Annotated in this window: 7 protein-coding genes; 3 read left to right on the top strand and 4 right to left on the bottom strand. The window is 63.0% G+C overall.

Going from position 1 to position 12747, the window contains the following annotated elements; all coding sequences use genetic code 11:
• Positions 1-5 precede the first annotated feature (5 nt).
• Entirely contained in the window at positions 6-476 is a 471-nt protein-coding gene (locus AQ12_RS18780; RefSeq protein ID WP_152682853.1) for a hypothetical protein, read from the bottom strand.
• A gap of 165 nt (positions 477-641) precedes the next feature.
• On the opposite strand from AQ12_RS18780, the gene AQ12_RS18775 reads away from it, so the two are divergent.
• Together AQ12_RS18775 and AQ12_RS18770 are read left to right on the top strand one after the other, a co-directional pair.
• Positions 642-896 carry a GlsB/YeaQ/YmgE family stress response membrane protein gene (locus AQ12_RS18775; protein WP_048441475.1) on the top strand — a complete coding sequence of 85 codons (255 nt, stop codon included), beginning with the start codon at positions 642-644 and terminating at the stop codon, positions 894-896.
• A 458-nt stretch (positions 897-1354) separates the two neighbouring features.
• Positions 1355-7570 (top strand): calcium-binding protein, encoded by a 6216-nt coding sequence (locus tag AQ12_RS18770; RefSeq protein WP_048441474.1) that lies wholly within the window; start codon positions 1355-1357, stop codon positions 7568-7570.
• Here the strand turns inward: AQ12_RS18770 and AQ12_RS18765 are convergent.
• Positions 7567-7944, bottom strand: coding sequence for a hypothetical protein (locus AQ12_RS18765; protein ID WP_048441473.1), 378 nt, complete (start codon positions 7942-7944; stop codon positions 7567-7569). The two genes, AQ12_RS18770 and AQ12_RS18765, sit on opposite strands and share 4 nt — an antisense overlap.
• A gap of 235 nt (positions 7945-8179) precedes the next feature.
• Between AQ12_RS18765 and AQ12_RS18760 the strand changes: the two genes are divergently transcribed.
• Complete coding sequence (locus AQ12_RS18760) at positions 8180-9706, top strand: GMC family oxidoreductase (protein WP_048441515.1); 1527 nt, start codon at positions 8180-8182, stop codon at positions 9704-9706.
• A 34-nt stretch (positions 9707-9740) separates the two neighbouring features.
• Here AQ12_RS18760 and AQ12_RS18755 read toward each other — a convergent pair whose 3' ends face one another.
• Positions 9741-11372 carry a GMC family oxidoreductase gene (locus tag AQ12_RS18755; protein WP_048441472.1) on the bottom strand — a complete coding sequence of 544 codons (1632 nt, stop codon included), beginning with the start codon at positions 11370-11372 and terminating at the stop codon, positions 9741-9743.
• A gap of 4 nt (positions 11373-11376) precedes the next feature.
• A complete protein-coding gene (locus tag AQ12_RS18750; protein WP_053076800.1) occupies positions 11377-12606 on the bottom strand; it encodes a mandelate racemase/muconate lactonizing enzyme family protein in 1230 nt (409 codons plus the stop codon).
• Positions 12607-12747 lie beyond the last annotated feature (141 nt).

Here is a 12747-nt window from a genome sequence, read left to right as displayed (position 1 = left end):
TCCCCTTAACGGCGCGCGCCGAAGATGAGCGCGAGCAGCTCGAAGAACTGCTGCACACCCAGCGGGTCGTTCGTGTTGACGCCGCCCAGCTTCTTGTATTCCTCGGGCGTGAGCACCCAGACTTCATGCACCAGTCCGGTCGCGTCTCGCTTGTAGACGATGGGCAGGTCCTGGTTCACGATGCCGCCCGACAGCACCATCATGTTTTGCACATTGCGGATGCGCGAACCTGGCGACAGGCGATCGGGTTTGCCGTTGAGCAGGATTTCCGGCGGGGCCGTGATGACCATGCGGCCGAGCACCACGTCGCGTGGCACCGAGCGCTGCATGGTGGGAACTGCGGCTGACTGCGCGTCGGTCTGTGCGAAGGAGGGCACAGGCAAGGCAAGGGACAACGAGATGGCGATGGGAAGGCCGGCCAGCGCCGCAAATGATGCGGCGGCGTGGCGGGCCCGGTTCCCTTGGCAGCGATTCATGGTGTACATCCAGAGGCTGGGGTGAAGAACATCGAGGGCGCTGCGCGCCTTCGGGCTGGGAGAATTTTACCGGTTGTTGTCGGCGGCGGCTGACGTCACAGGGCCTGATGCAGTGGGTACATTGCCATCCTCACCCTTCACACAACTTTCTGGAGATTCACTTCCATGTTCTCGATCATTGGAACCATCATCGTCGGCTTCATCGTGGGGCTGATCGCGCGCGCGCTCAAGCCGGGCAACGACAAGCTGGGCCTCATCATGACCACGCTGCTGGGCATCGCGGGGGCGTTCATCGCCCGTTATGTCGGCCAGGCGATGGGTCTCTACACAGCCAATGAGCCTGCGGGCTGGATCGCGTCTGTGCTGGGCGCGATGGTGCTCCTGTTCATCTACGCCATGGTGCGCGGTCGGCGCGGCTGACAACCCGTGCGCCGGGTTGGAGGGTGTTCTATCAGAGCACGCCTACGAATGACGATCCTGTGCCCCCACAAGGTTGAGCGAGGGCGAGCGATAGAGTGACTTCAACACTCTGAATCGGGTATAAAAAATGAGTTCCAAGGGAGATAGCCAATCACGCCGCGGGCCGCAAGGCCTGGGTGCGAACCGCGACATCGAGCGCCGCTCCATCTCGCGTGTTGCGGACGATCAGGCGTCTGGCAGGGGTTCCGTCACCGCGTTGTCGCGCCTTCGCATGCTCGAGCGGCGTCGCGGGACGGTGACGCCGCGTGAAGAATCACCACCTGATGAGTCGCTTGGTACTACACATCCCTGACCCAGACCGCATGGCCTAGACCAAAGGATCGTTACGCCCTTTCCGAGGCATCTCTAGACTGATTTGACGTCAGCCCTTTGAAGTGGTGGCGCACTCTGGAGTGCTCATGAAGTTCGAAAACGAATTTGACGGTCCTGGCGAGGAACCGCAAGCGACGACGGCCGCGAGCCCGGATGCGTCCCGCCCCAGCAATGCCGGACCCCTCGCGTTCGTTTTCGGTTCGTACATCACAACCCCTGCGGCGGTGACTTTCATCGAGACTCAGGGTCCGGGCACGATTTCGAATTCGGTACGTCTGGTCACGGGCACCTGGAGCATTCAGAACGAGCTCCTGATCGAGATGCCACTGCCCGCCGCAACCAACGGACCAGCCTATCTCCTGCTGGTCCAGCCGGGTCAACCTACCGTCAGCATCGACATCAGCACTGCGGCCCCGACGGCCCGGCAGTTCAACCTGTCGGTAGGCGGTGCTCTGGGCGCCTTCACATTGGCGGTTCAGGATTTTTCTGGCGTTCGCGAAATATCCATCCGGCCGTCGTTTGGCGGAGACTCTTTTTGGACGGACCTCTTCCAGGCGCTCCACTATTCGAATACCTCCGACGATCCGACGGGCGACGCCTTGGTCAGCCAGGTCAATTTCTCGTTTATTCCCGATGGGAACACCCCCACGCCAGTGACAGTGGTCGTGGCCTCTGCCAATGAGGCGCCGACCCTGTCAGCCTTCACACCTGGCGCGATCAAAGGAATTGCCACTTCCGGTGTGCCGATCACCCTGCAAAGTCTTCTTGCCGCTGGCAATGAACAGGATGTTGACAATGCGGTGACCGCTTTCGTCGTCAATTCGGTGGTGAGTGGGACGCTGATCGTCAATGGGGTCCATTGGTACTTAGGAGATGGGGTGATTGATGCCACCCGATCCGCCTTGTGGTTTCCGCCGGTGGGCCAGACCGGTAGTTTCAATCCATTCGCCGTCGTTGCAAAAGACGCATCCGGCGGGGTGTCGGCGCTGCCTGTCGCGGTCAACGTGAAGGCGGTCATCAATCCAACGTTCACCGCAATGACTGGCCCCGTCGCAAACGGGCCGGAAGACGCATCCATCAGGATTTCACTGGCCGATATCGCTGCCGCGAGCAATGCAGCCGATGCGGATGGAAGTGTGACTTCGTATGTCATCACCTCGGTTACCAGCGGTACCTTGTATGTTGTCAGTGAGGACGGCATTTACACCGATGGCCTTGGCGCCTCGATTGACGCCACGCACTATGGGTGGTGGTTCCCGCCTGCGAATGCAAACGGCGTGAAGAATGCGTTCACCATCGTCGCGCAGGACAACGACGGCGGACGGACCACGGTCCCCGTGACAGCGCAAGTCAACCTCACGGCAGTCAATGATGCCCCGCAGGTCAACCTGGGCCTGGACTTCGATGTTCTTTACGAATCACAAGGGCCGGGCCAGATATCAAACGCTGTTTCAATGGCTGTCTCACCAACCATCACAGATGTGGACTCGACGGAGCTGGCCAAACTGACGATTACCCTGCGTGGCGCGATTAGCCCAAGCGGCACAGTTCTCAATCAGGAAGGCACCGGGCTTGTTTTTCGGGGCACTTTGATCGATCTCTCGTCGTCGGGTGCAACTGGCACCCTGGACGTGAACGGGAGGCAGTTCCAGTATCAGGTCTTCGATCGCGATTCGACCCGTGTCGTCGAAATTTCCAAAGTGGTTGGTAACGGCGCAATCGCAGATTTCTCGTATGTGCTCGAGAACCTCAAGTACACCAACACGTCTGACAACCCGCTCGAGTCGCCGTTCATCACTTACCTGGAGGTGAGTGCCACCGATGCCAACAATGCGACTTCGGCGAATTCGTCCTTCGCGGTTCAGGTTCAGGCGGTCAATGATCTGCCGACGTTCACCACGCTGAGCGGCCCGGTCGGCACCGCGGTTGAAGACCAGGGAAGCTACATCTCCACCTACAACCTCAACCTCGCTTCGAATTTTCAGGACCTTGACAGCGAATTTGGTGTGTGGGTCGTTAAGGAGGTGACAAGCGGGACCTTGTACACCCGCCAACCCGATGGCGGTTATCTGCCGTGGCAAGCTGAAGTCAACGACTGGATACGAGGATCTGACTTTTACTGGATTCCTCCTGCAAACGTGACGGGAACGATAGACGCATTCACCGTCATCGCGCGTGACACCGCTGGAGGCCTGTCTTCGCCCCCCGTGCAGGCGAAGATTGTGGTGACGCCTGTGAACGACCCGCCGACGCTCTCGCAGAGCGGCCTTGAGTTCTTCGCGAAAGAGGCGCAGCAGCGCACGTTGACACTGGATCAGGTCCTGGAGGTCGCGGACGAAGCGGATATCGATGGCACGGTCGTGGCGTTCGTTGTCTCCGGCCTGTCGATGGGCGTCATGCGAATCGGAACCGATGCTGCCACCGCGCAGCCGTGGGTGGCGGGTTCGAATGACACGATCGATGCGACCCATCAGGCTTACTGGACGCCTTACTGGGCGAATGCTCCTGCGCCGGGCGGCCTCGTATACCCGTTCAGCGTGGCTGCGAAGGACAACATGGGCGGAGTTTCTACTTCGCACCAGGTGAAGTTCACCGTGGAGCCTGCGCCCGTCCTGACGACCATGGCGGGCCCAGTCACCACGGTGAAAGAAGATACGCTCGGCCTGGTCACCTGGGTGGACCTGATGATCCAGGGCAACGAGTCCAATGAAGACGCGCCTGTCGATGCATTCGTCGTGCGCTCAGTCACCAGCGGAACGCTCCTGATCCGCGACACCGTGGATCGCGTGGCCGCCCCCTGGGTTGCAGGCGTCAATGACATCATCGATGTCGAACACAGCGCCTACTGGACCCCGCCTGCCGACTGGAACGGTGTGCTGGATGCTTTCACCGTTGTCGCGCGCGATACCGAAGGTGACGTGTCGCTGGTACCGGTACAGGTCGAGGTGAATGTGACTTCGGTCAACGACAAGCCCACGCTCACCGCGATGAGCAGACCGGCTGCCTCCACCCTGGAAGACGGGCAGGTCGAAATCACACTCCAGAACCTGATGGCACAGGGCAACGAGTCAGACGTCGACGGCGATGTGGTCGATTTCGTCGTCAAGGCCGTGGTGGGTGGAGCGCTGCTCATTGGTGCCGACGCGGCCACTGCATTGCCCTGGGCGATCGACACCAACGACACGATCGACGCGGACAACAACGCCTACTGGTCGGGCGCGGCGAATGAGAACGGAACTCTCAACGCATTCACTGTCGTTGCCCGTGACGATGAAGGTGCCACTTCGGCTGCCGAAGTGCTGGTCCAGGTGTTCGCGGAGTCGGTCAATGACATCCCCACGGTCACTGCGATGCTCACGGACCCGATCGCCACGCTGGCGCCCAACACACAGTACCCGATCACGCTGGATCTGCTCAGGACGCACTCGAACGCCGCGGATGTGGATGGCGCGGTGACGGGCTTCGTCGTGCAGCAGGTTTTCAGCGGATCGCTGCTGGTGCGAAACGACGCCGGTATCTACGCGCCGTGGAGCTGGGACAACCAGGTCATCGACGCGATGCATCCGGGACTGTGGACCAGCAATGCCACGACACTTGGCAATCTGTCGGCGTTCGTGATTGGGGTGGTGGACAGTTCGGGCGCGATGTCGACCACGGCTGCGGTCTCGGTCAATTTCTTCATCGAGCAGCCCAATCGCAGCCCCACGCTCACGGCTATGGCCACGCCGGTGGCCAGCACGGCTTCGGCGGTGGAAGTCGAGATCCCTTTCTCGTCGCTGATGACCAGCGGCAACGAGGCCGATAGCGATGGGACTGTGGTGTCTTACGTCGTGACTTCGGTGACGAGTGGAACACTGTGGATTGGCGAGACCCGTGCAAGCGCAGTGGCATGGATACCGTCGGCCAATGACACCATCACGACCGACCCCAATTCAAATGTGAACCTCAAGGCCTTCTGGACCAGTGACCCTGGTGCGTCGGGCATGGTCAACGCATTCAAGGTGGTGGTCAAGGATGACGATGGCGCATCGTCGCTGCCGCCCGTGCAGGTACAGGTCACGGTGACCCTGCCCAATACCATCCCCACACTTACATCGATGGCCGCCCCTGTGGTGAGCGTAGACGAAGATGTGCAGGTGTTCATCTCGCTGGCCAACCTGAAGGCGCAGGGCGACGAAGCCGATGTCAACGGAAGCGTTGACGCATTCGTCGTCAAGTCGGTGACCAGCGGCACCTTGCTGATCCGCGACAGCGCGGGCAACGCGGTGGCGTGGGCGCCAGGTTCCAACGACACCATTGACGCCACGCACGGCGCCTACTGGAAGGCAGGGCCCAACGCGAACGGCGTGTTTAACGCCTTCACCGTCGTGGCAAAAGACAACAGCGGCGCGGAGTCGGTGACGGCGCCGGTGCAGGTGCAGGTGACGGTCAATTCCATCAACGACAAGCCCACGATGTCGGCCATGGCCGGGCCGGTCGCGACGACGGCTGAAGACACTGCCGCGGTAATCACGCTCGCCGGCCTGCAGGCAACGGCCAACGAGTCGGACGCAGAAGGCCCGCTCAACACATTCGTCGTGAAGACTGTCACGACGGGCACGATGCGCATCGGCGTCGATGAGGCATCTGCGACGGCATGGGCCGCTGGAACCAATGACGCTGTCACGGCGACCTTGAACGCGTACTGGACGCCGGCAGCCAATGCAAGCGGCACCTTGAACGCTTTCACAGTGATCGTGAGAGACGATGAGAGCCTGGTGTCGTCATCTGTGCAGGCGCAAGTGTCGGTGACGCCTGTCAATGACGCTCCCACGCTGACTGCCTTCGCGTCCGCAGTCGACACCGCCTTGCCCGGCGGCCAGACGCAGGTCACGATGGCTGAGCTGGCCGCCAAGGGCAATGAGGCCGATGTCGATGGAGCCGTGAGCGGGTTTGTCGTGCGTGCGGTAAGCAGCGGGACCTTGCTCATCGGGACGAGTGCGGGGGTGGCAACGGCCTGGAGCGCCGGGGTCAACGGCGTCGGGGCCAACGACGTGATCGACGCGTCGCGCCACGCCTTCTGGACACCCGACCTGCAATCGACCGGCACTGTGACCGCATTCACCGTGGTGGCTCGAGACAGCGCGGGCGCCGAATCCACCGCAGCCGTGCCGGTCTCCATCACCATCAGCGACCCCGGGTCGGCAGCCTCCGGGACCAGTGGCGCAGACTACCTCAGCGGTGGCGTGGGCAACGACACGATTCGCGGGCTTGGAGGCAACGACACATTGCTCGGACTGGCGGGTGACGACGTGATCGACGGTGGCTCGGGCACCGATTCGCTCAATGGCGGCGATGGCTCCGATGTGTACATGTTCCTGGCGTCGGAACACCCGGCAGCAGAGATCTTTGACAACGGCTTGACCGGCGTTGACGAGGTGCGCTTTGCAGCGACAACGACGACCACCTTGCTGCTCATGGCTGGTGACATTGGAGTCGAACGTGTGGTGATCGGTACCGGTGGCGGGCTGGTTGCCAATACCAGCGGCGTCGCAGGGGCGGGCGCCAACGCTTCGGCGCTGGGCGCTGCCGTATCCATGCTCGGCAATGCCGGCGTCAACCCCCTGACCGGCACCCGATTCAACGACACGATCGACGGCGGTCCTGGCGCCGACGTCATGACGGGCGGCAACGGCGATGACACCTTCTACGTGGACAACGCAGGCGACAAGGCCCTCGATTCATCCAGCACCGGTGGCTTCGACACGGTGATCGCGAGCGTCTCTTACACCATCGCAGCCAACGTCGAGTCGCTCGTGCTGGCGGGCAGCGCATTGAACGGCACTGGCAACGCGTCAGCCAATACCCTCGCAGGCAATGCAGGCGCGAATGTGCTGAGTGGAATGGACGGCCACGACACGATCGACGGCGCAGGCGGTGATGACACGCTCGCAGGCGGCAAGGGCAATGACTGGTTGACCGGCGGCCAGGGCGCAGACAAGTTCCGGTTCGACACCTTTCCCCATGCGACGACCAACAAGGACATCGTTGTGGATTTCGTCAGCGGCACCGACATCCTGCAGTTCAAGGTGTCGATCTTCACCAAGTTGGGCCTGGCAGGGGTGCTGGATGAAGCGAAGTTCTGGTCAGGGGCGGGTGTGGTCAAGGGCCACGACACCACCGACCGCATCGTGTATGACACGACCACCGGCACGCTGTACTACGACTCCGATGGCAGCGGCATTGCTGCCGCGATTGCGGTTGCGGTGATCGGCGTTGACCAGCATCCGCTGCTCACACCCGCCGACTTCATCCTGGTCTAGATGTCGGCCTTCGGCACGCGTGGGGTCTGCAGGTAGGTCACCATGGCCTGTGCATCGGCAGCAGGCACCTGCAACTGGCACCACCCCATGCCTGGCGAGCGCATCACCAGGAGGAAGCCGTCTTCAGCGGGCGTTCCCTTGCTGTCCGCGCGGGGCAACAGCTGCCAGGCGTCCATCGGGTGGTAGACCCATTCGTCGATTCCGGGAGGCTGGTCGGGGTGCGCGGGCTCCAGGCCGGCTCGCAGCACGGCCAGTGACAGCAGCAACTGGTCGAACTGCGCGGCATCGAGCTTGATGTCGGGCACTGTGAGCGTCACGGCCTTTTTATCTTCGGCGATGACGTAGCGGATGGCGTCGAACGGGTCTTGTTCCATGGCGGCTTTCCCAAAGAGCGAAGGGCTAGCGGCATTGAACTCGCTAACCCTTCAAGGAATCTGGTGGAGCACCGCACAGCGATGCTCCGGTGGAGGCGCGATTGTAGGGGACGTCGCAATTGGCTGCCGGTTGGCGATGCCGCTTGAGTCGCACGGCGCAATGGGCTACTCTGCCTTGGCCGCAGCGGCCCTCCAGCAATCAGGGCAGCAAGAAGGTCGTGTCAAAGGAGACGCCATGGATAGCGCTGATTACGTGATCGTGGGCGCCGGCTCTGCTGGCTGCGTGCTAGCCGCGCGGTTGTCTGGAGATGCAGGCTGTGAGGTGGCACTTCTGGAGGCGGGCGGGCAGGCTCAGGGCGAGCAGGTGCGCCAGCCGAGTCAGTGGCCGCTGCTCTGGGATCGCGATGAGGGCTACGGCTACTCGACCACGCTGCAACCCGGCTACGCTTCGCGCAGCGTGCCTTGCCCGCGTGGCAAGGGGCTTGGTGGCACCAGCGCCATCAACGCGATGCTCTACATACGCGGTGACCCGCGCGACTTCGACGGCTGGCGCGATGCAGGCAACCCGGGTTGGGGCTGGGACGATGTGCTTGCCTGTTTCAAGCGATCGCAGGACCAGGCGCGGGGCGCATCGGCCCTGCACGGGATCGGGGGCGAGTTGCCCGTCTCAGACCAGATCGATCCCCATCCGATGTCCCTGGCGTTCATTGACGCTGCGCAAGCGCAGGGTCATGGCGTCAACCCGGACTTCAATGGACCCCGGCAGGGTGGAGCTGGCCTGTACCAGACCACCACCCGAGGCGGCGAGCGGTTCAGCACGGCGCGTGCATTCCTGGACCCCGCGCGGCATCGCGCCAATCTTCAAGTGCTGACCCGCGCGCGCGTGCTGCGCATCGTGATCGAGAAAGATCGGGCGGTGGCCGTCGAGTTCTTCGACGGGACACAGGTGCGTTGTATGCGCGCTCGCCGGGAAGTGCTGCTTTGCGCCGGCGCCATCGACTCGCCGCGCCTGCTGATGCTCTCGGGCGTCGGCGATGCGACAGAACTTCAGGCGCTGGGCATCGGCGTTCGCCATTCGCTTCCCGGCGTTGGCCGCAACCTTTGCGACCATCCAGGCTCGGGCCTGGTCACGGGCGTGAACGAGCCCCGGCCCATGCCCGCATCCAGCGTGCATGCCGAAGCGGGGCTGTTCACGCGCAGCGAGCAGATCGACGACGGCTATGACAACCACATCCAGTATTTCCTGATGCCCTATGGCCCACTGACGAACGCCGCTCGCGGCCGCCCGGTGGGTGCCATGGCGATTGCACAGGCGCTGCGGCCCAGGAGCCGCGGGACGGTGCGCCTGCGCTCGGCCGATCCGATGGATACGCCATTGATCGATCCGGCCTACTTCACGCACGCTGACGATCTCAAGCTGCAGATCGAAGGCATACGCACCTTGCGAAAGATCTTTGCGAGCCCTGTGATGCGCAGCTTCGTTGGCGCTGAATTCGCGCCGGGGGCGGGAGTTCAGTCGGACGCGGCGATGGAAGCGGCCCTGCGTTTGTCCAGCGGGTGCATCTGGCACCCCGTGGGGACCTGCAGGATGGGCCCGGGACCTGGCGATGTGGTCGATGCGCAATTGCGCGTCCACGGTTTGCAGGCGCTGCGCGTGGTCGATGCGTCGGTCATGCCGCAGATCACTTCAGGCAACACCAATGCGCCCACCATCATGATTGCCGAGAAGGCCAGCGACATGGTGCGGGCCGCAGTGCATTAGCAGCTGTTGCGACGTGAATCATGCGTGCCGTCCGTCAACGCGCGTGCGCCGCGCGCAGGAGGTCCGCGCCTTTTTCCGCGATCATCGTCGTGGGGGCACACGTGTTGCCCGAGATCACGTTCGGCATCACTGATGCATCGATCACGCGCAGCCCCTGCACGCCGTGAACACGCAGCGTCGGGTCCACAACAGATGATTGCGGGTCTGGCCCCATCGCGCAGGTGCATGACGGGTGGTAGGTTGTCTTGCAGTTGGCGCGGGCATGCGCGGCCAGTGCTTCGTCGCAGTCGAGCGGCCCGGCCGGGCGCGCGCGCGAGTGGATGACCTGCGCGAGCGGGCGGGCGGCGGCCAGTTGCAGCACGAACTTCAGGCTGTCGACCATCACCCGCATGTCCTCCGGTGTGCTGAGGTAGTTGGGCTGGATCAGTGGCGCGACGTCGGGGTCGGTCGACGCTATGTCGACCTGCCCCCGGCTCTGCGGGCGGCACGGACTCACCGTCATCGTCAACCCACTGAACGCGTCGGGTCGAAGCTGGGTCTTCTCCTTGCCCGGATTGGTTGCAAAGCTCATGGGCAGGATGTAGAGCTGGCAATCGGGTCGATCCAGCCCGGGGCGAGAGCGAAAAAATGCGCCGCCCTGGTTGATGCTCAGAGTCAATGGCCCTGTTCTTGAAATCAGGTACTGCATGCCGGCGAACACCTGGCCGAACGGGCTGCGCAACCGCTCGTTCAATGACGGCACCTGGGTGCGAAAGGCGAATCCGGCCTGCGCGTGATCCTGGAGGTTGGCGCCGACTGCGTCATTGGCCCGCACAACAGGGATGCCCAGCCGTTGCAGCAGTGCGCCTGGCCCGATGCCCGAGCGTTGCAGCAAGGTGGGCGATGCAATTGCGCCTGCGGCCACCACAACTTCCCGGGTCGCTGTGGCAAGCCAGCGCCGGCCGTTTTGCAGGTACTCCACGCCGACCGCACGGGTGCCTTCGAAGATGATCCGTGCGACCACTGCGCCGGTGACCACCTGCACATTTGGCGAACGCCTGGCCCCATCGAGGAAGGCGTGCGCGTTGCTGACCCGGCGGCCATTGCGCAAGGTGAACTGGTACAGGCCGAAACCCTCTTGCCGGGCACCATTGAAGTCGGTGTTTTCCGGATGCCCCAGGAGCTTGCCAGCGTCGATGACGCGTTGAACCAGCGGGTGGTGCCGCCCCCTGATGCTGGAGACCTTAAGCGGCCCGCCGGCACCGTGCCACTGGCTGGCGCCGAGATCGTTGTCTTCGGAGCGGCGAAAGTAAGGCAGCACGTCGTCCCACGACCAGCCGTCATTGCCCAGGCGCGCCCACTCGTCGTAGTCTTCGCGCTGTCCACGGATGTACACCATCGCATTGATCGCGCTGGAGCCGCCGAGCAGTTTTCCGCGCGGCCAGTAGTCGGTGCGGCCGTCCAGGCGTGCGTCGGGCGCCGTGGTGTAGGACCAGTTGAGGCTGTCGTCATGGAACAGTTTTCCGTAGCCCAGGGGCATGTTCACGAAGAACCGGTCGTGGGTGCCGCCGGCTTCGAGCACCAGCACGCAATAGCCCGCTTCGCTGAGCCGGGCCGCCAGCACGCAGCCCGCTGTGCCGCCACCCACAATGACAAATTCGGCAGAAGGGCCGGGTGTCGTTTGCATTCCTTCAGCCTTCGCGAGGGACGGGCGTCGTCGGGATCGACAGGTCGTGCAGCGATTCGGGCATCCAGCTGCGCACGGTTCGGTTGGCTTTGAAAAAGCAGCGCCCGTAGTGCGCCAGCGCGGCCTCGTCGATCTCGAAGCCGAGCCCGGGCAGCGTCGGCGGCTGCAGGGTGCCGCGGTCGTGACGCCAGGGTTCGGTCAGGATCGAATCCCTGGCCTCGGCAGTCCATCCCGGCGGGCTGAGCGGATACTCATATTCCATCTCGCTGGCGAAACCACTGGCGAGCAGCACGTGCATGTTCACCGCGAAACCGATGCCATTGCTCCAGCTGTGACCGGTGAACTTCAGGCCCGCCTCGCGCACCAGCTTTGCGACCTGCAGGGTTTGCGAGATTCCGCCGGTCCACATGGCATCTGGCTGGAAGATGTCGTAGCAGCGCTTTTCGACCATGTATTTCAGCTCCGGAAAGCCGCAAGTGTGAAGCTCTCCGCCGGAGACGTCGACTCGGGAGTACGCCCTCAGTTCAGCCATCTGGTCGTACCACTCCATGAACAGCGGTTCTTCGACCCATGCCAGGTCCGCTTCGTAGGCTGCATCACAAAAGCGCTTGGCCCTGGCCAGATCCCACTTGGGCCCGGGTCCGTTGGCGGTGTGCCAGAACGCCTGGTTGCAATCCACGGCGAGCTTGAGTTTGCCGCGCAGCGCCTCGGCCGGTTCCTGGATCTGGCGAATGTCCACGCGCTCGTCGAAGTCGTGGACGCGCACCTTCAAGGTCGAGAACCCTTCTTCGTGGCGAGCCCAGCATTCATCGATGCGAGCCCCGACATCCTTGACCTCGCCGGAAGATGCATAGAGGCGCAGTGGCGTCGGTTCACCGCCGAGCAGGCGATACACAGGCTGCCCAGCGAGTTTGCCCTTGATGTCCCAGAAGGCCGGTTCGATCCAGAAGTTGCGCAAGCCCCCGTATCCGGGCACGCGCAGCATCTCCAGGACATGGTCGATGTCGGTCGGGTCCTTGCCGAGAAAGGCGTGGGCCAGAAAGTCGCCAATCCCCGCCCGCTCGCGCCCCATGGCCGTGAAGGCGCTGAATCCTTCAACCCCATCGTCCGTGCGCAGCCGGATCAGGTAATAGGCGCTGGAGCTTCGCGTGCCGCCAACAACCCAGGCCGGGGAAAAGGGGGCTGGCAACGGGGTCTGCACCAGATACAGCTCGATGGATTCGATTCGGGACATGGGTGTCGGGCGTGTGGTTGATTTGAAGAAATGATAGCGCTATCAAGTTTAGTCCGTCAAGCCCGGTAAATATGCAGGTTTGAGCGACTGGTGCGCGATGGATCGGGCGGGGTTGAAGCGTTTATGTCTGCCGCTGGTTGC

Origin of the sequence: Caenimonas sp. SL110 (genome assembly GCF_001044395.1) — a bacterium.
Taxonomy (GTDB): domain Bacteria; phylum Pseudomonadota; class Gammaproteobacteria; order Burkholderiales; family Burkholderiaceae_C; genus Ramlibacter.
Note: the sequence above shows the minus strand (reverse complement) of the source record. Positions and strands in the feature narration are given on the sequence as shown.